The organism is Shinella curvata, assembly GCF_022899935.1.
Taxonomy (GTDB): domain Bacteria; phylum Pseudomonadota; class Alphaproteobacteria; order Rhizobiales; family Rhizobiaceae; genus Shinella; species Shinella curvata.
This window is the reverse complement of the sequence record NZ_JALJCJ010000001.1, coordinates 841,044-863,798: the sequence shown is the minus strand read 5'-3', so window position 1 is coordinate 863,798 and position 22,755 is coordinate 841,044. Positions and strand designations below refer to the sequence as shown.

19 protein-coding genes are annotated in these 22,755 nt (G+C 64.3%); 7 read left to right on the top strand and 12 right to left on the bottom strand.

The annotated features are described in order from the left end of the window. Window positions 1-105: 105 nt before the first annotated feature. Complete coding sequence (locus tag MUU55_RS04125) at window positions 106-1,266, bottom strand: ABC transporter substrate-binding protein (protein ID WP_244759482.1); 1,161 nt, start codon at window positions 1,264-1,266, stop codon at window positions 106-108. A gap of 225 nt (window positions 1,267-1,491) precedes the next feature. Between MUU55_RS04125 and MUU55_RS04120 the strand changes: the two genes are divergently transcribed. Beyond that, a complete protein-coding gene (locus MUU55_RS04120; RefSeq protein ID WP_244759481.1) occupies window positions 1,492-2,559 on the top strand; it encodes an acyltransferase family protein in 1,068 nt (355 codons plus the stop codon). Window positions 2,560-2,562: 3 nt separating this feature from the next. Here the strand turns inward: MUU55_RS04120 and MUU55_RS04115 are convergent, their stop codons facing one another. Then, entirely contained in the window at window positions 2,563-3,471 is a 909-nt protein-coding gene (locus MUU55_RS04115; protein ID WP_244759480.1) for a LysR family transcriptional regulator, read from the bottom strand. Between the two features lie 123 nt (window positions 3,472-3,594). Here MUU55_RS04115 and MUU55_RS04110 point away from each other — a divergent pair, with 123 nt between their 5' ends. Genes MUU55_RS04110 through MUU55_RS04100 form a run of 3 tightly spaced genes read left to right on the top strand, consistent with a single transcriptional unit; the run spans window position 3,595 to window position 5,269 of the window. Beyond that, the gene (locus MUU55_RS04110; protein WP_244759479.1) at window positions 3,595-4,506 is read left to right on the top strand and encodes an alpha/beta hydrolase; all 912 of its coding nucleotides are present in this window, start codon (window positions 3,595-3,597) and stop codon (window positions 4,504-4,506) included. Further along, the gene (locus tag MUU55_RS04105) at window positions 4,503-4,922 is read left to right on the top strand and encodes an ACT domain-containing protein (RefSeq protein WP_244759478.1); all 420 of its coding nucleotides are present in this window, start codon (window positions 4,503-4,505) and stop codon (window positions 4,920-4,922) included. The genes MUU55_RS04110 and MUU55_RS04105 overlap by 4 nt, the downstream gene beginning before the upstream one ends. After that, window positions 4,919-5,269, top strand: a complete 351-nt coding sequence (locus MUU55_RS04100; RefSeq protein WP_244759477.1) for a PAAR domain-containing protein — start codon at window positions 4,919-4,921, stop codon at window positions 5,267-5,269. The genes MUU55_RS04105 and MUU55_RS04100 overlap by 4 nt, the downstream gene beginning before the upstream one ends. Before the next feature lie 188 nt (window positions 5,270-5,457). Here MUU55_RS04100 and MUU55_RS04095 read toward each other — a convergent pair whose 3' ends face one another. From MUU55_RS04095 to bcoG, 9 genes are all read right to left on the bottom strand, one after another. Continuing rightward, window positions 5,458-7,089: an ABC transporter ATP-binding protein gene (locus MUU55_RS04095; RefSeq protein ID WP_244759476.1), complete on the bottom strand. Its 1,632-nt coding sequence runs from the start codon at window positions 7,087-7,089 to the stop codon at window positions 5,458-5,460. Continuing rightward, window positions 7,082-7,909 (bottom strand): ABC transporter permease, encoded by an 828-nt coding sequence (locus tag MUU55_RS04090; RefSeq protein ID WP_244759475.1) that lies wholly within the window; start codon window positions 7,907-7,909, stop codon window positions 7,082-7,084. Before MUU55_RS04090 ends, MUU55_RS04095 begins: the two co-directional genes overlap by 8 nt. Beyond that, window positions 7,906-9,030, bottom strand: a complete 1,125-nt coding sequence (locus MUU55_RS04085; RefSeq protein ID WP_244759474.1) for an ABC transporter permease — start codon at window positions 9,028-9,030, stop codon at window positions 7,906-7,908. The genes MUU55_RS04090 and MUU55_RS04085 overlap by 4 nt, the downstream gene beginning before the upstream one ends. Continuing rightward, complete coding sequence (locus tag MUU55_RS04080) at window positions 9,015-10,604, bottom strand: ABC transporter substrate-binding protein (protein ID WP_244759473.1); 1,590 nt, start codon at window positions 10,602-10,604, stop codon at window positions 9,015-9,017. The genes MUU55_RS04085 and MUU55_RS04080 overlap by 16 nt, the downstream gene beginning before the upstream one ends. A 276-nt stretch (window positions 10,605-10,880) precedes the next feature. Further along, window positions 10,881-11,663, bottom strand: coding sequence for a carnitinyl-CoA dehydratase (locus tag MUU55_RS04075; RefSeq protein WP_244759472.1), 783 nt, complete (start codon window positions 11,661-11,663; stop codon window positions 10,881-10,883). Next, window positions 11,660-13,720 carry an acetate--CoA ligase family protein gene (locus MUU55_RS04070; protein WP_244759471.1) on the bottom strand — a complete coding sequence of 687 codons (2,061 nt, stop codon included), beginning with the start codon at window positions 13,718-13,720 and terminating at the stop codon, window positions 11,660-11,662. The genes MUU55_RS04075 and MUU55_RS04070 overlap by 4 nt, the downstream gene beginning before the upstream one ends. Window positions 13,721-13,727: 7 nt before the next feature. Beyond that, window positions 13,728-14,888: an acyl-CoA dehydrogenase family protein gene (locus tag MUU55_RS04065; protein ID WP_244759470.1), complete on the bottom strand. Its 1,161-nt coding sequence runs from the start codon at window positions 14,886-14,888 to the stop codon at window positions 13,728-13,730. Between the two features lie 132 nt (window positions 14,889-15,020). Beyond that, window positions 15,021-16,514, bottom strand: a complete 1,494-nt coding sequence (locus MUU55_RS04060; protein WP_244759469.1) for a carnitine 3-dehydrogenase — start codon at window positions 16,512-16,514, stop codon at window positions 15,021-15,023. After that, window positions 16,511-17,422 carry a 3-dehydrocarnitine:acetyl-CoA trimethylamine transferase BcoG gene (gene bcoG / locus MUU55_RS04055; protein ID WP_244759468.1) on the bottom strand — a complete coding sequence of 304 codons (912 nt, stop codon included), beginning with the start codon at window positions 17,420-17,422 and terminating at the stop codon, window positions 16,511-16,513. The genes MUU55_RS04060 and bcoG overlap by 4 nt, the downstream gene beginning before the upstream one ends. A 114-nt stretch (window positions 17,423-17,536) precedes the next feature. Here bcoG and MUU55_RS04050 point away from each other — a divergent pair, with 114 nt between their 5' ends. Continuing rightward, window positions 17,537-18,511: a GlxA family transcriptional regulator gene (locus MUU55_RS04050; RefSeq protein ID WP_244759467.1), complete on the top strand. Its 975-nt coding sequence runs from the start codon at window positions 17,537-17,539 to the stop codon at window positions 18,509-18,511. On the opposite strand, the gene MUU55_RS04045 is transcribed toward MUU55_RS04050, so the two are convergent. Beyond that, window positions 18,508-19,662, bottom strand: coding sequence for a LysR family transcriptional regulator (locus MUU55_RS04045; protein ID WP_244759466.1), 1,155 nt, complete (start codon window positions 19,660-19,662; stop codon window positions 18,508-18,510). The two genes, MUU55_RS04050 and MUU55_RS04045, sit on opposite strands and share 4 nt — an antisense overlap. 166 nt (window positions 19,663-19,828) lie before the next feature. Between MUU55_RS04045 and MUU55_RS04040 the strand changes: the two genes are divergently transcribed. Together MUU55_RS04040 and MUU55_RS04035 are read left to right on the top strand one after the other, a co-directional pair. Continuing rightward, window positions 19,829-21,367, top strand: a complete 1,539-nt coding sequence (locus tag MUU55_RS04040) for an aromatic amino acid lyase (RefSeq protein ID WP_244759465.1) — start codon at window positions 19,829-19,831, stop codon at window positions 21,365-21,367. 10 nt (window positions 21,368-21,377) lie between these two features. Continuing rightward, window positions 21,378-22,754, top strand: a complete 1,377-nt coding sequence (locus MUU55_RS04035; RefSeq protein WP_244759464.1) for a dihydroorotase — start codon at window positions 21,378-21,380, stop codon at window positions 22,752-22,754. Window position 22,755 lies beyond the last annotated feature (1 nt).

The following is a 22,755-nucleotide window of genomic DNA, read 5'->3' as shown; positions in this document are numbered from 1 at the left end:
GCGGTCATGCGCTTTCCGCCAGCGGTCCGTTGCCGCCGGAGCGAAATCTGTCGTGGGGCATGGTCCCTCTCCCCGTTTACGGGGAGAGGGCTATGGTGAGGGGGTTTAGCGGCCGCCGATCACGCCGATATAGTCGGAGACCCAGCGGTGGTAAGGCACGCATTCGCCCTGGCTTTCGCACTTCGAAACCGGCGTGCGCCAGAAGGCGATCTTGTCGAAGTTGTCGAAGCCGTTGGCCTTGCAGCCTTCGTCGGTCAAAAGAGCATTGCCCTTGCAGGCGGCCGGAACCGAGGGAACGGCGCCGAACCAGGCGGCAGCATCACCCTGCACCTTGGCGGAGAGCGAGTGTTCCATCCACATATAGGCGCAGTTCGGATGCTGGCTTTCGGCATGCAGCATGGTCGTGTCCGACCAGCCGGTCACGCCTTCTTCCGGGAAGGTCGAGGCGATCGGCTGCTTTTCGGCCTGCATCAGGTTGACCTGGAACGGCCACGAGCCCGAGGCGACGACGCCTTCGTTCTTGAAGTCATCGATCTGGATCATGGCGTCGTGCCAGTAGCGGCCGACGAGGGTACGCTGGACGCGCAGGAGGTCGAGCGCGGCCTTGTACTGGTCTTCGTTGAGTTCGTAGGGGCTCTTGATGCCGAGTTCCGGCTTGTGCGCCATCAGGTACTGGGCGGCGTCGGCGATGTGGATCGGGCCGTCATAGGCCTGCACGCGGCCCTTGTTGGACTTGCCGTCCGGCAGCGTCATTTCTTCGAAGACGACCTTCCAGCTCTTCGGCGCTTCGCCCTTGAAGGCTTCGGTGTTGTACATCAAGACATTGGGGCCCCACAGATAGGGCGTGCCGTAGTGAACGCCGTTCACCGTGTGCCATGGCGCGCTCTGCAGGCGCTCGTCGACGGTCTTCCAGCTAGGGATGAGGTCGGTGTTGATCGGCTGGACGCGCTTGCCGGCAACGAGGCGCAGCGACGCGTCGCCCGAGGCGGTGACGAGGTCGAAGCCGCCTTCATTCATCAGGGCGACCATTTCGTCCGAGGTGGCGGCGGTCTTCACGGTGACCTTGCAGCTCGTCTTCTTCTCGAATTCGGTGACCCAGTCGTAGTTCTTGTCGGTCTCGCCGCGCTCGATATAGCCGGCCCAGGCAACGATGGACACTTCGCCTTCGCCAGCGCCGAGCTCCTTCAGGGGCTCCTGTGCGATGGCGGCCGTGGTGAAGGCGAGCGAAAGGGTAAGCGCGGTGCAGGAATGCAGAAGTCGCTTCATGACAGTCTCCCGGTTTGATCCGCTTTGAGCGGTATTGTTCCCGAGTGAAAAGGTGCCGCGCTTTTGCCGCTTTCGCAAATTCATTAATCAGAATGTCGCTATCGGAAATTCCGAACGCAGGGTGCTGGCCGCTATTCCGGAGGGCATGGCCCGCTTCCGGCCGTTTTAAGTGTCTGTCAAATTGTCTCGCGTAAAGCTGGCGCTTTGGGACGAAGGAGCGGGACCATGGGCCGACCGGATCACATCGCCAGCCTCGATGGTTTGCGCGGCCTTGCCGCCGCAATGGTGGTCATGGCGCATGTCGGCCTCGTCTTTCCAAGCCTGGCGACCCTTCACCTTCCGATCATGGGTAGCGAAGCCGTCGGCCTGTTCTTTGCGCTCAGCGGCTTCCTGATGGCCTATCTCTACGGGGCGCAGCCGGTGACGCGGGGCGCCGTACTCGATTTTCTCGTCAGCCGCTTTGCCCGGATCTATCCGGTCTACCTCGCTGCCGTGGTCCTGGTGATGATCCTCTCGATGACGCCCGGCCTCGACTATATCCAGCCGATCCATAGCACGATGGATTTCGTGCGGCATGTCGTGCTGCTCGGCTCGAGCGGTGTCTTCTGGTCGGTGCCGCCCGAGATCCAGTTTTATATCTTCTTTCCAGTCCTTTGGCTTTGCCTGGGCCAACCGCGCCGTTTTCCGGGCCTGATTGCGATTCTGATGGCGCTCGTGGCCGTGGACGGTCTGCTCGGTCTGCCGGGGCCGGGTATTCTGCTCCTGTCGAAGCTGCCGTATTTTGTCTTCGGTACCGTCGCCGGTCGCCTGCATGTCGTTTGGCGTCCGGCTTCGCACTCCCTGCTGGTCGGGCTGCTGGCGCTCCTGCTGCCGCTTCTGTTCATGAGCTATCGCTATGTCCTGCCGGCGATCGATCCCGATTTCTGGGGCATGCACAGTGCTTTCGCTTCGGCTGTCATCGTGGCGCTCGTCGCCTGGCAGTCACCGCTCTCGGCGAGGATCTTCGCGTCGTCGCCACTTCGGTTTCTCGGTGCCATCAGCTTCTCGCTCTATCTGTTCCATGTGCCCGCCATGTTCCTGGCGCGACACACGCTGGATGGCCTGCTTCCTGAACCGGTCGTCATTCCGCTGACATTCTTGATCGCCGTGCTTGCGGCATGGTTCCTGCACGTGACGATCGAGATGCCGGCCAGGCAATGGCTGGTCGGCCTGTGGCGAAAGAGCCGCTTGCGCAGCGGGCTGATCCAGGCGCCCGCAGGAAAGGGCGAGGTTCCGGCATCAAGCCGCAGCTGATCGTCAGCGCCCCCGTCCGCCGCGCAGCGCTTCCGCCAGGCCGACGAAATCCCGCGCCGCTTGCGGCAGGCTGGAGCCCTTGCGCCAGACCATGCCGATCTGCACCACCGGCAGCGCGCCGGAGACGTCGCGGCTTTCGATGCGGTCGCCTTCCAGCGACCAGGGGCGATAGACGAGATCGGGCAAGAGCGCGATGCCGGCGCCCGTCGCGACAAGACTGCGCACGGCTTCCACGGAACGCGTGCGGAAGGCGACATGCGGCCGGGCGCCGAGTGCCGAGAGCAGCTTTCCGGTGTTCTCCTCGATTTCATCGACCGTCAGCATGATCAGCGGCTCCTTGGCGATATCGCTGACGGAGATGATATCTGCCGAGACGAGAGGATGGCCGATCGGCAACCAGAGCCGGTAGGGCGAGGTTTCGATGATCTCCGCCTGCAGCGCCATGCGGTCGCGCAGGTTCGAGATGACCATGACGGCGACGTCGAGCTCGCCGCCGACCAGCAGGTGTTCGAGATAGGAGCCGTTGTCCTCGATCGCGCTGACATCGATGCCGGGAAAGGCGCGGCGGTAGCGCGATAGGAGGTCCGACAGCACGTAACCGGCGACGAGCGAGGTGACGCCGAGATTGAGCTGGCCCTTTTCCGGCGTGCGGTTGTCCGAGAAGGACGAGCGCGCATCCGAGACATTGGCGAGGATTTTTGTGGCGTGGCGCAGGAACTGGTGGCCGTTATGCGTGGTCGTCAGCCCGCGCGGATGGCGCTCGAAAAGCTCGACGCCGAGATCCGATTCGAGCTCCTTGATCGCCTCGGTTATTGAAGACTGCGAGATTGAGAGGTTCTGCGCGGCGCGCGTCACGGATCCCTGTTCCGCGACGGCGACGAAATACTGTAATTGCCGGAAGGTGAATGCCATGGCGGCAGTTAATATGCCGGCGGCAGGCGAGGCAAGCGCCGAAAATTCCTTGGGAAAGCCGCTTGCAGGACAGGCGGCGGGGAAGGGCGCTGCTATGCTGCCGGGACAAGACGAGGAGCCGCCATGACCGAACGTCCCATGCCGACCGAAGAAGGCATTCTGGCCTTCCACAAGCGCTGCGAGGATTTTTACCCCGCCGATGCCGTGGATGCCGATATCACGCAGCAGCGCGCCTGGTACGATGCCCTGTGCGCGGCCTTCGACGCGCCGCCGCCGGCCGGCATGGTCAAGGAGGATGGGCTGGTGGCGGGGCGCATTCCGGTGCGGCGCTACCGGCCGGCCGCCGTCGCGACGGGGACGCGGCTCTACTATATTCATGGTGGCGGTTTCGTCGTGGGATCGCTCGATAGCCACGATGCGATCTGCGCCGAACTGTCCGAAGCGGCGGGTGCCGAACTCGTTTCCATCGACTATCGCCTGTCGCCGGAGCATGTCTGGCCGGCTGCCTTCGAGGATTGCTGGGCCGTGCTTGTCTCGCTCTTGCGGGAAGGGCGGCCGGTTGTCGTCATCGGCGACAGTGCTGGCGGCAATCTGGCGGCCGGGATCGTGCTGAAGGCGCGCGACGAGGGGCTGAAAGGCATCGTCGGGCAGGCGTTGATCTATCCGGGACTGGGGGGCGATCTTGTGTCCGGCTCCTATGTGGAGATGGCCGAGGCGCTCGGCCTTTCCACCGCTGATGTCGCCTATTACCGCGATGTCTACAAGGCGCCTGACGATGCGACCCATGCCTTTCCGCTCCGGGCGGCCGAGCTGGCTGGCCTGCCGCCGGCCTTTATCACCAGCGCCTATTTCGACCCGCTGCGCGACGATGCGCGGGCCTATGCGGCGCGGCTGATCCTGGCTGGCGTGCCGGTGGAATATCGCGAGGAAAAGCAGATGATTCATGCCTGGCTCCGCGCCCGCTTCATGAGCGAGGGGGCGAAGGCCGGCTTTGCGGCGCTGTGCGATGCCGTCAGCCGGATGGCCCGTTCATGAGCGGCGTCACCGATCTCGACGAACTCCTGAAGACGATGGAGCCGGCGCTGGCCGAGGGGCGTTTCGTCTATGCCTGTGTGCCCATGGACGAACTGGCGACCCACCTTTTCCGCAAGCCGATCGGCATCTTTCGGGAGGCGGAGGGTCTGACGCTGATCGTGCCTGCGGAGGCTGCCGAAGGGCTTGCTGCCAGCCCGCCGATGCGCATGATCACGCTCACCGTGCATTCCTCGCTGGAGGCGGTGGGACTGACGGGCGCCTTTGCCGCGGCGTTGACGCGGGAGGGCATCAGCGCCAACGTGGTTGCTGCCTACCATCACGACCATATATTCGTGCCGGAGCGGGATGCGGAACGGGCGCTCGACGCCCTTTTCGCACTGTCCCGTTCGGCGCGTGAAAAGGGAGAGGGACGATGAGATTTTTCCGGTTCGCAGGAGCTGTTCTGGCTCTTGGTCTTGCAACGGCGTTGCCGTCTCTATCCGTGGCCGAGGACGCCGCTCCGCCCATTCCGGCCTGCGCGCTCACCGGTGCTCAGAGCGTCTTCATCGGCGGCGCGCCGGCGTTGAGGCTCTCCGACGTGGTGAACTGCCCGCCGGAGCTTTACGAGATCGTGCCGAGCATCATGATCGAGGGCCAGCCCATGGTGAAGTTCCGCAGCGGTGTGGGCGAGAAGGGCAATTGCACGGCGCGCGGCGAAGAGACCGTGATGGCCGAAGGCGAGACGACGAGCCGCGTCGGGGATGTGAACTGCAAGCAGAATTGAGGGGAGAGACCTTCGGCGGCTTTGCGCGGAGGGCTAACCCACCCTTGACGTCATCCTCGGGCTTGACCCGAGGATCCATCCACATTCGCTGAGTTTGCCACGTGTATTCTCGGGCCCGAGGATGACGAGTGGAAAGGTAAGGGCATTCCGTAAAAGGAAACGGGCGGCCCGAGAGCCGCCCGCTTTGATCAGTTACCGGCGCTGGCCATGCGTCGGGTGGTGAGCACCCGCTCCAGCCAGCCGATTTCCATTTCCGGAACCGATTTCAGCAGCAGGTCCGTGTAGTCGTCGAAGGGCGGCGAGAGCACCTTCGATTTCGGGCCGAAGCGCACGAGGCGTCCGCGATGCATCACGGCCACTGAGTCGGCGATGGCGCGCACGATGGCGATGTCGTGCGTGATGAACATGTAGGAGACCTGCGTTTCCTCCTGCAGCTTCAGGAGGAGCTTGAGGATGCCTTCGGCCACCAGCGGGTCGAGGGCGGAGGTCGGCTCGTCGCAGAGGATGAGCTCGGGCTTGGCCGCCAGGGCGCGGGCGATGGCGACGCGCTGCTTCTGCCCGCCCGAAAGCTCGGCCGGGTAGCGATCGGCGAAGCGGCCGCCCATCTCGATCTGTTCCAGCAGTTCCTTCACCCGCTCCGTCTTCTCACGGCCGCGCAGGCCATAATAGAAGGTGAGCGGCCGGCCGACGATGTCGCGCACCGTCTGACGCGGGTTCATCGCCGTATCGGCCATCTGGTAGATCATCTGGATGCGGCGAAGCTCATCGTTCGAGCGGCCCTTCAGCGCCTTCGGCAAGGCCTTGCCGTCGAAGCTGATCGTGCCCTCCTGCGGGGGAAGCAGGCCAGTGATGACGCGGGCGAGCGTCGATTTGCCCGAGCCGGATTCGCCCACCACCGCCAGCGTCTGGCCCTTCGGCAGATGCAGGGAAACGTTCTGCAACACCTTGAAGCCGTTGGAATAGCCGGCCGTGATGTTATCGACCTTGAGGAGCGTGTCCGTCTGGTCGGGCGCTTCGTCCCGTCTGGTGCCGCGCACATTGACCAATGCGCGGGTATAGTCCTGCGTCGGTGCCTCGATGATCTGCTTCACCGAGCCGTACTCGATCATCTTGCCGTGCCGCAGCACGAGGATGTCGTCCGTGATCTGCGCCACGACCGCAAGGTCATGGGTGATGTAGAGCGCGGCCGTGTGGGTTTCCTCGATCGCGTGCTTAATGGCGGCCAGCACGTCGATCTGCGTCGTCACGTCGAGCGCCGTCGTCGGCTCGTCGAAGACGATAAGCTCCGGATTGGGGCAGAGCGCCATGGCCGTCATGGCGCGCTGCAACTGGCCGCCGGAGACTTGGTGCGGATAACGCTGGCCGAAGGTTTCCGGGCTTGGTAGGCCGAGCACCTTGAACAGGTAGAGCGCGCGCTTTTCCGCCTCCGCACGGCTCATGATGCCGTGCTTCAGCGAGGCCTCGATCACCTGTTCACCGAGGCGATGGGCCGGGTTGAAGGCCGCGGCCGCCGATTGCGCGACGTAGCAGACCTTTGCGCCGCGCACCTTGCGGATGCCATTGGGCCCGAGTTTCAGCAGGTCTTCACCGTTGAGCTTGACCTCGCCGCCGGTGATCCGCACCCCGCCGCGCCCATAGGCGAGCGCGGTGAGACCGATGGTGGATTTGCCGGCGCCCGATTCGCCGATCAGGCCGAGAACCTTGCCCTTCTGTACGTCGAAGTTCACGCCTTCGACGAGCGTCACGGTTTTCGGCGGCTCGCCCGGCGGGTAGCTGGTCGCCTCGATCTTGAGGTTGCGGACGGAAAGAAGATCAGGCATCGCCGCGCCCTCCCTTGAGGCTCGAGGTGCGTTTCATCAGCCAGTCGACGACGAGGTTGACGCAGATGGCGAGCCCCGCGATCGCACCGCCCGGAATGAGGGCGGCCGAAATGCCGAAGATGATGCCGTCCTTGTTGTCCTTCACCATGCCGCCCCAATCTGCTGCCGGCGGCTGGATGCCGAGGCCGAGGAAGGAGAGGGTGGAGAGAAACAGGATCGAGAAGGCGAAACGCAGGCCGAACTCGGCGAGCAACGGCGAGAGCGTGTTGGGCAGGATTTCCCGGAAGATGATCCAGCCGGTGCCTTCGCCGCGCAGCCGTGCGGCTTCCACGAACTCCATGACGGCCACATCGAGCGCTACGGCGCGGCCGATGCGGTAGACACGCGTACTGTCGAGCACCGCCATGACGAGGATGAGGATCCAGAGCTGCTGCGGCAGCACGGCCAGAACGACGAGGGCGAAGATCAGTGTGGGGATCGCCATCATCAGGTCGTTGAAGCGCGAGAAGGCCTGGTCGATCAGCCCGCCCGTGACCGCTGCCGTAAAGGACAGAAGCATGCCGAGCGAGAAGGAGAGCACGGTTGCCGCCAGCGCCACGAAGATCGTGGTGCGGGCGCCGAAGATCAGACGCGAGAAGAGGTCGCGGCCGAGATTGTCTGTGCCGAGCAGATAGTCGCCTCCAATCGGTTCCCAGACGGAGCCGACGATCTGGCTCTCGCTATAGGGCGCGATGATGGGTGCGAACAGGGCGCAGAAGACGGCAAGGGCAATGCCCAAAATGCCGACCCATGCGCTGACGGGAATAGAGGAAAGTCTCATCGCGGGTGCCTCAATCTGGGGTTCGCGATGATCGCAAGGATATCGGCGAACATGTTGAGGAAAATGTAGAAGGCGGCGAAGATCAGGCCGCAGGCCTGCACGACCGGCATGTCGCGTACCGTCACAGCGTCGACCATGTACTGGCCCATGCCGGGATAGACGAACACCACTTCCACGACGACGACGCCGACCACGAGATAGGCGAGGTTGAGCGCGATGACGTTGATGACAGGCGCCAGCGCATTCGGCGCCGCATGCTTGGCGATGATGCGCAGGCCCGAAAGGCCCTTCAATTCCGCCGTCTCGACATAGGCCGATGACATGACGTTGAGGATTGCCGCCCGCGTCATGCGCATCATGTGGGCGAGCACCACGAGAACGAGGGTGGCCGTGGGCAGCGCGATGGCTGACAGGCGCTGGCCGATCGTCATCGAGTCATAGACCGTCGCCGGGAAGGTCGCGACACCCAGCTGCACGGCGAAGAACAGGATCAGCAGGTAGCCGACGAAGAATTCCGGCAACGAGATCGCCGCAAGCGAGACGACGTTGATGATCTTGTCGGGCAGGCGGTTTCGGAACTGCACCGCCAGCATGCCCAGGCCGACGGCCAGCGGCACGGAGATGATCGCCGCGAAGAACGCGAGGAACAGCGAATTGCCGAGACGCTTGCCGATCTGCTCGCTGACCGAGTTTTTCGAAGCCCAGGATTTGCCGAAATCGCCCTGCAGCGCACCGCCGAGCCACTTGACGTAGCGCGTCGTTGCCGGCTGGTCGAGGCCGAGATCCTTGCGGATGTTCTCGATGGCCTGCGGTGTCGCGGACTGGCCGAGATAGGTGGTGGCAAAGTCGCCGGGCAGGGCTTCCACCCCGCCGAAGATCATCAGCGACACGGCGAAGAGCAAGGCCACGCTGAGTGCGAGCCGTTGCAGGATGAGCGCAACCAGGGGGCTGCTCTTGCTGAGTTTTGCCCAGAACGAAGGCGTGCCTTCGCTGATGGGCGCTCCAGTGGACGCAACCGACCCGGCAACGCCGGCAGACTGCGGGCTATCGCCCGCAGCAGCCGTTGCTGTCAGCTCCGGACCGTGCGCCGGTCCGCCGCCGGTCATCAGGCGTCGAGCCACACGCGGGTTGCGACGAAGCCGTTCGACATGTCGTTGCCGATGTCGTGGACATAGCCCTTCACCTGCTTGGAGCAGGCGTTCACGAAGTCGTTGAACATCGGAAGAATGAGGCCGCCCTCGTCACGGACCATCATGGCCATGGTGCGATACATGTCCTTGCGCTTGGCCTCGTCGAGCTCCGAGCGGGCTTCAAGCAGGATTTTGTCGAAGTCCGGGCGTAGGAAGCGGGTGTCGTTCCAGTCGGCCGTCGAGAGATAGGCGGTGGAATACATCTGGTCCTGCGTCGGGCGACCGCCCCAATAGGAGGTCGAGAAGGGCTGGACGTTCCAGACGTTCGACCAGTAGCCATCGCCGGGTTCGCGCTTCACCTCGATCTCGATACCGGCCTTCTTGGCGCTTTCCTGGTAGAGCACGGCCGCATCGACGGCGCCCGGGAAGGCAACGTCCGACGTGCGCAGCAGGACCGAGCCGCTGTGGCCGGACTTCTTGTAGTGGAAGGCGGCTTTGTCCGGGTCATAGGCGCGCTGCTCGATGCCTTCAGGGAAGAGGGCATAGGTCTCGTTGATCGGAAAGTCGTTGCCGACCTTGCCGTAGCCGCCGAGCACCTTTTCCAGCATCGTCTCGCGGTCCATCGCATATTTCAGCGCGAGACGCAGGTCATTGTTGTCGAACGGCGCGGTGTTGGCGTGCATGATGAACACGTAGTGGCCGCGGCCGGAGGTGGAAAGTATTTCGACGGTCGGCGCACGCTTCAGAAGGTCGACGGTCTTCGGATCGACGCGGTTGATGTAGTGCACCTGGCCGGAAGACAGCGCTGCGATACGGGCGGTCGCATCGTTCATGGCGATCATTTCGACCGTGTCGACATAACCGCGGTCCTGGCGCCAGTCGTCCTTGTTGCGTTCGAAGGTGGCGCGCACGCCGGCTTCGAAGCTGGTGACCTTGAACGGCCCGGTGCCGATCATCGCATTCGGATCGTCGAGGCCGCCATTCGGCTGGATGACGAGGTGGTAGTCGGTCAGAAGCAGCGGCAGGTCGGCATTGCCTTCCGAGAGGACGAGCACGAGCTTGTCGCCGTCGGCCTTGATTTCCTTGATCGACTTCATGACGCCGAGCGCGCCCGATTCCGATTTCTCGTCGGTGTGGCGCTGCAGGGTCTTGATCACGTCATCGACGGTCAGCTCCTTGCCGTCGTGGAATTTTACGCCTTTGCGGATGTTGAACGTCCAGGTCGAAGCGTCGGCGGACGGTTCCCAGGATTCGGCGAGCGCCGGCACCGGCTGACCGGTCAGCGGCTCGGATTCGACCAGCATGTCGCCCCAATTGCGGTTCACGACGAACATGAACTGCGAGAGCGCCTTTGCAGGGTCCTTCGAGTCGGTTGCGGCGGCACCTTCGAGGCCAAGCTTGAGGTTGCCCCCACGCTTCGGCTCCTGCGCCTTGGCGGCGGTGTCGAACATCGTGCCGGCAACGGCGAGCGTGACGCCGAAGGCGGCTGCGCGGCCCATGAATTCGCGGCGGTTCATTTTGCCGAGCGAAACCTGGTCGGTGAGATATTTGGTGTAGTCAGTCATTCCCCTGTTCCCTTTGCTGCGCCCATTTTGGGCATTTGTCGTTATGGTTGGCAGAATTTCTGTTTTTTGCCTCTAAGGCAACCTTACGACCGGCTTTTTTGTGCAGATGCCGGTTTCGTCACGTCTCCCGGAAGCCTCCTGTTCCCGCCGCTGCGCGGCTCGTGATCTATAAAGCTATCTATCCACAGGCGGCATGTAACGCCCTAAAATATCTATTTCTGCCACAAGCCAGGCTTATGGAAGGCGTTGGATTGCGCCCGATGCAGGGGCGCTTTCCTATCGTCCTTTCCAGACCGGATCGCGCTTTTCGGCGAAGGCGCGTGCGCCCTCGAGCTGATCCTCGCTGGAATAGAGCACATCGACCGTGCGGAACTGCCGCTTGGTGATCCTGTTCATGGTGCCCTGGAAGGTGTCGCCCTCGGCGGCGCGCACCACCTCCTTGATGGCGGCATAGACGAGCGGCGGGCCGCTTTCGAGCAGGCGCGCCAGTTCCCAGGCGCGATCAAGCAGCTTGTCGGCCGGCAGGATCTCGTTGACGAAGCCCCAGCGGTGCGCCTCCTGCACGTCCAGCCAGCGGCCGGTCAGAAGCATGTCCATCGCGATATGGTAGGGAATGCGCTTCGGAAGCTTGATCGAGGCGGCGTCCGCCACCGTGCCGGAGCGGATTTCCGGCAGTGCGAAGGTCGCGTGCTCGGCGGCAAGGATGAGATCTGTGGACAAGGCGATTTCAAACCCGCCGCCGCAGCAAATGCCGTTGATCGCCGCGATGATCGGCTTGTTGAGGTCGCGCAGTTCCTGCATGCCGCCGAAACCGCCGATACCATAGTCGCCGTCCACCGCGTCACCTGCGGCGGCCGCCTTCAGGTCCCATCCTGGACAGAAGAATTTCTCCCCCGCGCCGGTGATGATCGCGACGCGCAGGCTGTCGTCGTCGCGGAAATCGGCAAAAATCTTGCCCATGATGCGGCTGGTCGCGAGATCGATGGCGTTCGCCTTGGGGCGATCGATCGTGACTTCCAGAATGCCGCCTTCGCGGCGCTGTCTTATCGGTCCGGTCATGGGTTTTTCCTCAGACGGATCAGCGCGTCGGCTGCGACGACACCGTCGCCAGCGGGCAGCACCATTATGGGATTAACGTCCAGTTCTTCGATTATTGAAGCGTTTGAAACGACATAGGATGCCGCTGATGCGACGGCGGCGACAAGCGCGTCGATATCGCCCTTCGGACCGCCGCGATAGCCGTTCAAGAGCTTGGCGATCTTGAGCCCGGAAAGTGCCTCGCGGATCGCCTTCTCGTCGGTCGGCAGCGTCAAAATGGCTGAGTCTTCAAGCAGTTCGACGAGGATGCCGCCGGCGCCGATCGTCAGAACCGGCCCGGCGACAGGATCGCGCATCGCGCCGACGATGAGTTCGGCTACGGGTTTGCCCACCATCTTTTCCACGAGAAAACCCGAGGCGACGCCGGCCATGGCATTGGCGGCCTCCATGACGGCGTCGCGGTTCGCCAGATTGAGCTTCACCGCGCCCGCTTCCGTCTTGTGGGCGACGCCGAGACCCTTGAGCACGACGGGGAAACCGAGCGTTTCGGCGGCATCGGCGGCAGCCTCTGCCGTCTCGGCGGTGAGGCCCTGCGGAACGGGCAGGCTATGAGCGGCGAGCGCCTGCTTGGCCTCGTGTTCGCTCAGCGTAACGGTTTCGCCTTCACCCGCAGCGGCTTTGAGCAGAGGGGCGGATTGCGGTTTCGACCAGGCCTCGCCGATGCCGGCCGCGACATCGGCGGCGGCGAGCGCCTCCTCGATGCCATAGAAAGGCACGACGCCGTTCTGCATCAGCATTTCAGCGGTCGCTTCCGGCATGTTCTCGCCCATCGAGGCGACGATGCCGGCGTTGGCGCCCGAGGCGTTGGAGGCGTCGATGACGGCGTGGCAGGTGGTGATCCAGTCGGCGGCGTCGCAGCGGTCGAGGCGCGGGAAATCCAGCACGACGAGGTTCAGGCCGTAGTCGCCCTTCATCATCGTGGTGAAGGCGTCGGTCTGCTTCTCGCGGTTGCCCCAGACGAAGGTGTGGTAATCCAGCGGATTGGAGATCGTCACCATCTGGCCGAGGGTTTCGCGCAGCGGCTGGCGCTGGAAATCCTTGAGGTCCCGGTAGTTGACCTTCCGCTTCACACCCGCATCCGCCATCAGCGAGGCCTCGCCGCCCGAGCAGGACATGGAGGAGATGTCGTGGTTCGGCAGCGGGCCGGCGACATGCAGCAGCTTCAGCGTTTCCAGAAGCTCCGGCAGTGTCTCGACGCGGCCGATGCCAAGGCGGGAAAGCAGGGCGGAGGACACGGCGTCGTTGCCGGCCAGCGAGGCGGTGTGCGAGACGGTCGCCAGCTGTGCCTGCTCGGATTTGCCGACCTTGAGGGTCACGACCGGTTTCTTCAGCTCCCGCGAACGAAGGGCGAGCCGTTCTAGGGATTCGAGACTATCAAAACCTTCGATATGCAGGCCGACGGCGGTGACGCGTGGGTCTTCGAGAACGGCGCAGGCGAGATCGGCAAGGCCGGTTTGCGCCTGGTTGCCGGCCGTCAGGATATAGGCGAGCGGCAGGCCGCGCTGCTGCATGGAAATGTTGCAGGCGATGTTGGAGGATTGCGTGAGGACGGCCACGCCCTTGTCGATACGCAGCATGCCGTGCTGGTCGGGCCACAGCAGGGCGCCGTCCAGCATGTTGATGAAGCCATAGCAGTTCGGCCCGAGGATCGGCATGTCGCCGGCCGCTTCCACCAGCGCCTTTTGCAGATCGTCGCCATCGGCGAGTTCGCTGACCGCCTCACGGAAGCCGGAGGCATAGCAGACGGCCCCGCCGGCACCGCGCGCCGACAGGTCCCTGATGATGCCGATGGTCAGTTCGCGGTTGACGCCGACGAAGGAGGCATCCGGCGCGCCGGGGAGATCGGCGACCGAGCGGTAGCATTTGCGCCCGAGGATTTCGTCCTCACGCGGGTGTACCGGCCAGATCTCGCCGGAAAAACCCATCTTGTCGCACTGGAAGATGACCCGCCGCGCCTCCTTGCCGCCGAAGACGGCGATGGATTTGGGCCGGATCAGACGGTCGAGGGAGCGTACCATTCTCTGATTACGCTCCCAGCGGCCGGAGCAGATCGCGGCTGATAATGTGCCGCTGGATTTCCGACGTGCCGTCCCAGATGCGTTCGACGCGCGCGTCGCGCCAAAAGCGGGCGAGCGGCAGGTCATCCATCAGGCCCATGCCGCCAAAAATCTGGATCGCCTCGTCGGTGACGCGGGCGAGCATTTCCGTCGCATAGACCTTTGCCGAGGCGATCTCGCGGTTCGACGGCAGGCCCTGATCCAGCCGCCAGGCGGCGTTGAGCGTCAGCAGGTCGGCGGCGTCGATCTCGGTGATCATGTCGGCGAGCTTGAAAGAAACGCCCTGGTTCGCACCGATCGGCTTGCCGAACTGTTTGCGCTCGGCGGCATAGTTCAGGGCATAGTCGAAAGCGCGGCGGGCGCGGCCGACAGAGGTCGCGGCAACCGTGATGCGGGTCGCATAGAGCCAGTCATTGGCGATGTCGAAACCCTTGTGCACCTCGCCGAGGATCTGGGAGGAGGGCAGGCGGCATTCGTCGAAGTTGAGAATGCAGTTCTTGTAGCCGCGATGCGAGACCGATTCGTAGCCGTTACGGATTTCGAAGCCCGGCGTGCCACGGTCGACGAGGAAGCAGGTGATGAGCTTCTTCTTGCCGCGCGGCGTGTCCTCTTCGCCGGTCGCGATGAAGACGATGACGAAATCGGCGATATTGGCATGGCTGATGAAGTGCTTGGTGCCGTTGACGACCCAGTCGTCGCCGTCCTTGCGGGCGAAGCACTTCATGCCGCGCACGTCGGAGCCGGCATCCGGTTCGGTCATGGCCAGCGCATCGAATTTCTCGCCGCGCACGGCGGGCAGAAGGTACTGTTCGCGCTGCTCGTCGTTGCAGGCCATCAGGATGCCGGAGGGGCGGCCGAAGAAGACGGTGAGCGCCATCGAGCCGCGGCCGAGTTCGCGTTCGACGAGCGTAAACGAGGTATGGTCGAGGCCCGCACCACCCACTTCTTCCGGCATGTTGCAGCCGAAGAAGCCGATTTCCTTGCACTTGCGGGCGATTTCCTGGCCGAGTTCCGGCGGCACATGGCCGGTGCGCTCGACTTCGTTTTCGTGCGGATAGATTTCTGTTTCGACGAAGGAGCGGACCGTATCCACGATCATCTGCTGCTCGTCGGTCAATGCGAAATTCATGGCATTCCCCCTCGAATTCTTTTGCTGGCCACCTGTCGCGGCCGGTGCCCTTGGCGGGCGTCTCCCCCGAAAGCCGGGAGAGACTGAAGTGTCACGCCGGGCGCCGTTCCTCTCGGCGTCCGGGTGATGAAATCAGGCGCGCTTCTGGCCGACGCTGCGGCCTGCACCGTCAGGCGTTGCGAGCTTGGCATGGGCGTCGGCGATCGGCTTGATCTTCGCCAGCACCTCTGCAGGTGCCTCGACGCTCTTGCCGGCCTTCGAGTTGACATGCACCATCATCTGTTCGGCCGTTGCGATCACGTCGCCGCTTGCCGCGTCGTGGATACGGGTGAAGAAATGCAGCCGCTTGCCATCGGAGGAGAGAAGCTGGAGCGTCGTGTAGAGCGCCTGGCCAAGCTTGCCTTCGCCGAGATGGCGGATGTGGGTCTCCACCGTGTAGTAGCTGTGGCCGGCCTCGACATAGGCGAAATCGACCCCGATCAGCCGCAGCAGCGCATCGGACGTATCGCCGAACAGCTGGAGATAACGGTGTTCCGTCATGTGGCCGTTGTAGTCGACCCAGGCGGCATTGACCTTGGTATCGATCAGGCGCAGCGGTTCGCTTGCGGAAACCTCGACCTTCGCCTTGCCGGCCTTGGCCCAAAGGTGCTCCTCGAACTCGGCGAGCAGCTTGCCCGAACCCCAGCCCTTGCCGTCATCGCCGGCCTTCAGCGCATGCATGATACCGACGAGGTTCTGGTCGCGGATCCGCTCCAGCTCGCGGATGCCGCGCGCGCCGGACTGGGCGTCCGACTGGTCGGCGATCTTGTTGACCAGCTCGTCGTTGAGATCGACGACGTCGGTCAGCTTCGTCCACGGCCAGGACAGGCAGGGGCCGAACTGGGCGAGGAAGTGGCGCATGCCGGCTTCGCCGCCGGCGATGCGGTAGGTCTCGAACATGCCCATTTGCGCCCAGCGCATGCCGAACGAATAGCGGATCACGTCGTCGAGCGTCTCGGTGTCGCAGATGTCGTCCTTGATCAGCCAGAGGCCTTCGCGCCAGACGGCTTCGAGCAGGCGGTCACCAACGAAGGCTTCGATTTCCTTCTTGATGATCACGCCCTTCATGCCGATGGGTGCGAGCTTGGCCTTGGCGGCTTCGAGCGTCGCCTTGCTCGTCTTCTCGCCGCCGACGAGTTCGGCGAGCGGCAGCAGGTAGACAGGGTTGTAGGGATGCGCCACGAACAGCCGCTCGGGGTGCTTCATGTCGCGCTGCAGATCGGTCGGCATCAGGCCTGAGGTGGACGAGCCGATCAGCGCATCGGGCTTGGCGGCCGCGTCGATCTGGGTGATGACGCCGCGTTTCAGCTCCAGCCGCTCCGGCACGCTTTCCTGAATCCAGTCAGCGTCTTGGACGGCTTCTTCCAAGCTCTTGCAGAAGGTCACTTTGCCCTTCGGCGGCAGCGGCGCCATGGTGAGCATGCCATAGGCACGCTCCGCATTCGCCATCACTTCGCCGATGATGCGCTCGGCCTCCGGATGTGGATCGAAAATCTTGACGTCGATGCCGGCGAGCGCGAAGCGCGCGACCCACGCGCCGCCGATGACGCCGCCGCCGACGCAGGCTGCCTTGTTGATCTGGCTCATTTCGGTGCCCGCTTCTGGAGTTTCAGCTTCTCGCGCACTTCGGCCGGGCCGATGATCCGGGCGCCCATGCTTTCAACGACGTTCACGGCTTTTTCGACGAGCTGTGCATTGGTGGCGAGCTGGCCCTTGCCGACATAGAGATTGTCTTCAAGACCGACGCGAACATTGCCGCCAGCGAGAATCGAGGCTGCCGGATAGGCCATCGCATTGCGGCCGATGGAGAAGGCAGAGAAGGTCCAGTTGGCGGGCACGTTGTTGACCATTGCCATGAAGGTGTTGAGGTCGTCGGGTGCGCCCCACGGAATGCCCATGCAGAGCTGGATGAGGACCGGATCCTCGATGACGCCTTCCTCGACGAGCTGCTTGGCGAACCAGAGATGGCCGGTGTCGAAGGCTTCGATTTCGGGACGCACGCCGAGGTCGGTCATCATCTTGCCCATGGCGCGCAGCATCGACGGCGTGTTGGTCATCACGTAGTCGCCGAGCGAGAAGTTCATCGTGCCGCAATCGAGCGTGCAGATTTCCGGCAGGCATTCGGCGACGTGGCTGACACGTTCGGTCGCGCCCACCATGTCGGTGCCGACGGGGTTGAGCGGCAGCGGCTGTTCGGTATTGCCGAAGATCATGTCGCCGCCCATGCCGGCGGTGAGGTTCAGCACCACGTCCACCTCAGCGTCACGGATGCGCTCGGTCACTTCGCGGTAGAGATCGTTGCGGCGGCTCGGTGCGCCGGTTTCCGGGTCACGGACGTGGCAGTGCACGACGGCGGCACCGGCCTTGGCGGCGTCGATGGCCGATTCGGCGATCTGCTTTGGCGAACGCGGAACGTGGGGCGATTTGCCGGCGGTGTCGCCGGAGCCGGTGACGGCGCAGGTGATGAAGACATCACGGTTCATGGCTAAGGGCATGTGGTCTCTCCCAGAATTCTTGTTGGGTCCATTACGAGCCAAGAGAAGGCGCAGTGCTTTCACTTTTCGGATCCATCCTTGACAATTCGAGAGATGAAAAAGCAGGATATCGCCATGCTCGATCCATCCGCCGATACACTCGACATCGATATTCTCGTGTTGCCCGAGACGAACCTCATCCTCGTCGCCTCGGTCATCGAACCCCTGCGCGCGGCCAACCGCATCTCCGGCCAGGACCTCTATCGCTGGCGCATTTTCTCGCCGGATGGCGCGCCGGTGGAGACGCGCAGCCGCATTCCCGTGCCCGTCGACGGCGTGTTCCGGCCGGAGAAGGAGGCCCATCCGCTCTTCGTGCTCTCGAGCTATCAATGGCAGATGAGTGCGACGCCTCTGTTGCGGCGCCAGCTTTCGCAGACGGCGCGCTACCGCTCGATGATGGCCGGCATCGAATCAGGCAGCTGGCTGCTTGCCGAGGCGAGCCTGCTCAACGGCCATTCCGTGACGATCCACTGGGAGGACATGGAGGAATTCGCCTCGCGTTACCCGCAGATCGCGGTGATGCGCGAACGCTATGTCATCGACGGCAAGCGTATCACAACCGGCGGCTCGCTGCCGACACTCGACCTGATGCTGGAAATCATCCGCCGTCGCCAGGGCTATTCACTGGCGCTCGAAGTCTCGCGGCTGTTCATCTACGAGCACGAGCGCACAGGCGGCCTTTTGCAGGTGCCGGCACTCGGCAACATGCGCGTCGCCGACCAGCGCGTCAGCCAGTCCGTGCGGCTGATGGAAGAGACGGTGGATGCGCCGCTCACCCTGACACGGCTTGCCAAGCGCGTCGGCATCAGCGCCCGCCACCTCCAGGACCTCTTCCAGGAATCGATGGGCGTCGCCCCCCACCAGCATTATCTTGCGCTCCGCCTCAATGCCGCCCGGCGCAAGGTCATCGAGACCAAGGCCGAGTTCGCCGACATCGCCGCCCTTACCGGCTTCAACTCCTCCTCCGCCTTTTCGCGCAGCTACCGCGCGCACTATCACGAAAGCCCGACGGAGACCCGGCGACGGCTGAGGGCGGGGGCGAAGGGCTAGGATCTTGCGAGCAGCTTGACCATCGCCTCCGCCGCCTGCCGGGAGAGTGCGTCGCGCGGCCAGACGAGGCTGAGGGATTGTTGGTAGGCGGTGTCGAGTGGCAGCAGCGTCGGCGGCGAGTTGATGTTGGCGACGGAATGTTCCGGCAGAACGGAGAGGTGGCCGTGGTCCAGCACGAGATTGATGATGACGGGGATCGAATCGACTTCGACCAGCGTCAGGCGGGAGCGTTCGGCCGGGGAAAGGGTCGCTTCCAGAAAGCGGTCAGTCATCTGGCGCAGGCCGCTCTTCGGGCTCGGGACGGCGATGGGGTAGCGGCGTAACAGTGCGGCGAAATCTTGCCGTTCGGTCTCCTTCAGTGCCCGCGGGGCGGCGAGCGCGAGTTGGGAGCGGCCGATCAGCTGTCCGTCGAATTCCGCTGGATAGCGGTCCGTGTCGAGCAGGATCAGGTCGAAGCGGCGGTTTTTCAGGCCGGAGACGAGTTCGTCCGCGGTGGTGGAGGACAGGAAGAGCGGCTGGCGGGGGCGTGCGCTTCGCCATTCCACGGCAAGCCGCGCCAGCATGGCGGCGATTTCGCTTTCGTGGCCGAAGGGGATGATCGTGCCGAGCCGCCAGGTGGCGGCGCTGCGGCGGAAGCGTTCGGCGGAGGCGGCGAAGAGCTGTTCCCACGTGCCGCCGATGCGTTCGGCGAGCGCCAGCGCCTCCAGGCCTTCTGGCGTGCAGCTGATGCCGGAAGCCGAACGGTCGAGCAGCTTGCAGCCAATGGCGGCTTCCAGATGGCTGAGCTGGCGGGTGAGCTGCGGCTGGCCAAGGCCGAGGCTTTTGGCGGCCGCGTTGATGCTGCCGGCACGGGCCGCAGCGGCGAAACGGGAGAGGGCGGTAAGCGGGATGCTGCCATCACCCTCGCCCAATGCGGCGAGTGCTGCGGCGGCGCGCGCGATGTCGGCGAAGCGCGGCAGGCGGGCTTCCGCCTCCAGTGTCGGCACGAGGGCCTGGCCGTCCCGGCGCACGAGCGGCACGGACAAAACGGTCTCGACCCGTCGAAGGGCGGCGCTGGCACTGGAGGCCGGGCGGCCGCAAGCGGCGGCTGCCCTGCGGATGCCGCGTTCTTCGAGAATGCTGTGCACAAGGCAGAGGGTGGATAGATCCACGGGTGGTCCTTCGGCGTCTTGCTGGCTGTTCGACCTATAGCATAAACCGTACGGGTTTTGGGATATACGATCCTTTCCCGTTCCGCATAACATCCACACGCAATTCCTGACGGAAATCGCACGTCACTGTCTTGGGATTGCCTCTGAAAAACAGGCTTTTTGAAACATGCTCGCTTCCGCCGATACGCTCTATCTCACCGGTCAACCGCTCGATTTCGCCACGCTGGAGGCGATCGGTACGGGTGCGCGGCGTCCGGTGGCCTGCGAGATCGGCATGGGCCGCGTCGGCACGTCGCGCCTCGTGATCACCGACCGTCTTGCCACGGGCTTGCCGATCTACGGCGCCAATACCGGCGTCGGGTCGATGAAGGACAAGCTCTGGACGGCGGACGATCTCGTCGAATTCAACAACAATCTCGTCAAGGCGCATCATTTCGGCACCGGCGAGCCCTTCACGCTGCCGATCGTGCGCAAGGCGATGGCGATCCGCGTCAACACGGCGCTCGGCGGCTATTCCGGTTGCAGCCCGGAGCTGATCGATGCCTTCCTGGCGCTGCTCGAAAAGGATGTCGTGCCTGTCGTGCGGCGCCATGGCTCGATGGGCTGCGCCGATATCGGCCTGATGGGGCAGATCGCCGCCGTCATGACCGGCGAGGGCGAGGCCTGGTATGGCGGCGAACGCCTGCCGGCGCCGGAGGCGCTGAAGCGTGCCGGCCTGAAACCCTACCGCATGCAGCCCCGCGATGCGCTGGCGGCACTCAGCGTCAACGCCATCTCGCATGCCGCCGCTGCCAATGTCGTGCGCGAGGCAGCGAAAGCGATCCGCAATCTGATGGTGACGGGCGTGCTGTCGTCGCTGGCGCTCGGCGCGTCGGCCGATCCGTGGCGGGTGGCGGCACGGCTTTCGGCGCATGGCGAGGCGCTGGCGGGTACGTGGTTCGAGGCGCAGGCGACCTCGGGGCATTGGCCAAAACCGTCGGCCATCCACGATCCGCTGAGCCTGCGCATGACTGCCCAGGTGTTCGGCGCGTGCCTGGATACGCTGATGACCGCCGCCGAGCGCCTCGTCGAGGCGACGGCGCAGTCGGATGACAATCCGGTCGTGATGGACAGCCATGTCATGGCCTCGGGCGGCTCGCTGCCGCTGTCGACCACGCTCTATGTCGAGGCGGCGCAGACGGGCTTTGCCCATCTCGCCCGCAATGTGCTGAACCGCTGCGTGCTGCTGTCGAACGGCGTGCGCCGCAACCTGCCGGTCAATCTCGTGGCGCCCGGCGAGGCGGCGACGGGCTTCGGGCCGCTGTTGAAACTCGCCGTCGAACTCTACATGCGCATCCAGTCGCTGGCGGTGCCGATCTCGGCGCAGTCGATCGTCGTGGCCGGCGGGCTGGAGGAGGAGGCGACCTTCCTGCCGCTCATCGTCGAGCGCATGGAAAGCCAAGTGCGCGACCTGCGCCAGCTCGCGGCGCTGGAGGCCATGCTGTCTGCCCAGGCGATCGATCTTTCCGGTGACAACACCGAGGGTGTCGTCGCCATCGCGTACCAGCGCACGCGGGCGATCAGCCCCTTCTACCGCAAGGACCGGCCGCTCTCCGCCGAAATCGAGGCGCTCGACCGCGACCTTGCCAGCCCCGAAGCACTCGCCGCCTTCGTCGATGCCGCGCCCATGGCGGATGTCGACAGCTTCTTTGCCCTGAAACCGTGAGGACCCGCCGATGGCCGATTTCGATCTCGTTCTGAAAGGCACCGTGGTTCTGCCGGACCGCATCGTCGAAGGCGGCCATGTCGCGGTGCGGGACGGCAAGGTGGTGCATGTCGGCCAGGGCACGATGCCGGCGGCGAAGGAGCGGCACGACCTGTCCGGCGCGCTCATCCTGCCCGGCGCCATCGATGCGCAGGTCCATTCGCTGTCGCAGAAGAACCAGGAGGATTTCATCTGGTCGACGCGTTCGGCGGCGGCGGGTGGCGTTACCACCATCGTCGACATGCCCTATGACGAGGGCAATCTCGTCTGCTCCGCCGAGGCGGTGAAGATCAAGGTCGATCACGCGAGGCCGCAGGCGCGCGTCGATTTCGCGCTTTATGGCACCGTCGACCCGGAAGAAGGACCGGCTCGCATCGCGGAAATGGTTGAGGCGGGCGTTGCCGCCTTCAAGTTCTCCACCTTCGGCACGGACCCGAAGCGTTTTCCGCGCATTCCGGCAGCCCTGCTGGAGGATTGTTTCCGCGCCATCGCACCCACGGGCCTGACGGCCGGCGTGCACAATGAGGATGACGAGGCGGTGCGCGCGGCAATCGCCAAGGTGAAGGCGGCCGGCATCACCGATTATCGCGCCCACGGCCTGTCGCGCCCGCCGCTGACGGAACTGCTTGCCTCCAACCAGATTTATGAAACCGGTGCGGAGACTGGCTGCCCGGCCCATGTCGTGCATTGCTCGCTCGGCCGCGGCTACGAGATCGCCGCCGTCTACCGCGCGCAAGGTTTTCGCGCGACCATCGAATGCTGCATCCACTATCTCGTTCTCGACGAGGAGAACGACGTCGCCAGGCTTGGCGGCAAGGCGAAGATCAATCCGCCGATCCGCCCGCGCGCCGAGGTGGAAAAGCTCTGGCGCCATGTCGCCGAGGGCAATGTCACGCTGGTCTCGACGGACCATGTCAGCTGGTCGGAGGACCGCAAGACCAATTCGGACATGCTGGCCAATGCGTCGGGCGTGCCGGGGCTGGAGGTCATGGTGCCGCTCTTCGTCAAGGGCGCGCTGGAGCGCGGCATTCCGCTGACGCGCGCCGCCGAGCTGATGACGTTAAACCCGGCGCGCCATTTCCGGCTCGACCATGTGAAGGGCGCGCTGGAAGCCGGCAAAGATGCCGACATCACCGTGCTGACGCCCGAGCCCTATACGTATGACGCGGCAGCAAGCGGCAACAATGTCGTGGGATGGTCGCCCTATCATGGTATTCGATTGCCGTGGCGTGTCTCCGCGACCTATCTGCGCGGAAAACTCGCCTTCGACGGCACGAACGTGCTTTCCGAACCCGGCACCGGCGCCTTCGTGCGTCCGTTGCCGACGCTTGTTTCCGCGAGGGCCTGAT

What these genes read in the sequence shown, in the direction of transcription:
- MUU55_RS04095 (WP_244759476.1), bottom strand. Translation starts at nt 7,089, where the DNA reads ATGCCTGATCTTCTTTCCGTCCGCAACCTCAAGATCGAGGCGACCAGC.
- MUU55_RS04040 (WP_244759465.1), top strand. Translation starts at nt 19,829, where the DNA reads ATGCTCGCTTCCGCCGATACGCTCTATCTCACCGGTCAACCGCTCGAT.
- MUU55_RS04090 (WP_244759475.1), bottom strand. Translation starts at nt 7,909, where the DNA reads ATGAGACTTTCCTCTATTCCCGTCAGCGCATGGGTCGGCATTTTGGGC.
- MUU55_RS04080 (WP_244759473.1), bottom strand. Translation starts at nt 10,604, where the DNA reads ATGACTGACTACACCAAATATCTCACCGACCAGGTTTCGCTCGGCAAA.
- MUU55_RS04035 (WP_244759464.1), top strand. Translation starts at nt 21,378, where the DNA reads ATGGCCGATTTCGATCTCGTTCTGAAAGGCACCGTGGTTCTGCCGGAC.
- MUU55_RS04100 (WP_244759477.1), top strand. Translation starts at nt 4,919, where the DNA reads ATGAGATTTTTCCGGTTCGCAGGAGCTGTTCTGGCTCTTGGTCTTGCA.
- MUU55_RS04065 (WP_244759470.1), bottom strand. Translation starts at nt 14,888, where the DNA reads ATGAATTTCGCATTGACCGACGAGCAGCAGATGATCGTGGATACGGTC.
- MUU55_RS04070 (WP_244759471.1), bottom strand. Translation starts at nt 13,720, where the DNA reads ATGGTACGCTCCCTCGACCGTCTGATCCGGCCCAAATCCATCGCCGTC.
- MUU55_RS04120 (WP_244759481.1), top strand. Translation starts at nt 1,492, where the DNA reads ATGGGCCGACCGGATCACATCGCCAGCCTCGATGGTTTGCGCGGCCTT.
- MUU55_RS04115 (WP_244759480.1), bottom strand. Translation starts at nt 3,471, where the DNA reads ATGGCATTCACCTTCCGGCAATTACAGTATTTCGTCGCCGTCGCGGAA.
- MUU55_RS04105 (WP_244759478.1), top strand. Translation starts at nt 4,503, where the DNA reads ATGAGCGGCGTCACCGATCTCGACGAACTCCTGAAGACGATGGAGCCG.
- MUU55_RS04060 (WP_244759469.1), bottom strand. Translation starts at nt 16,514, where the DNA reads ATGAGCCAGATCAACAAGGCAGCCTGCGTCGGCGGCGGCGTCATCGGC.
- MUU55_RS04075 (WP_244759472.1), bottom strand. Translation starts at nt 11,663, where the DNA reads ATGACCGGACCGATAAGACAGCGCCGCGAAGGCGGCATTCTGGAAGTC.
- MUU55_RS04050 (WP_244759467.1), top strand. Translation starts at nt 17,537, where the DNA reads ATGCTCGATCCATCCGCCGATACACTCGACATCGATATTCTCGTGTTG.
- MUU55_RS04110 (WP_244759479.1), top strand. Translation starts at nt 3,595, where the DNA reads ATGACCGAACGTCCCATGCCGACCGAAGAAGGCATTCTGGCCTTCCAC.
- bcoG (WP_244759468.1), bottom strand. Translation starts at nt 17,422, where the DNA reads ATGCCCTTAGCCATGAACCGTGATGTCTTCATCACCTGCGCCGTCACC.
- MUU55_RS04125 (WP_244759482.1), bottom strand. Translation starts at nt 1,266, where the DNA reads ATGAAGCGACTTCTGCATTCCTGCACCGCGCTTACCCTTTCGCTCGCC.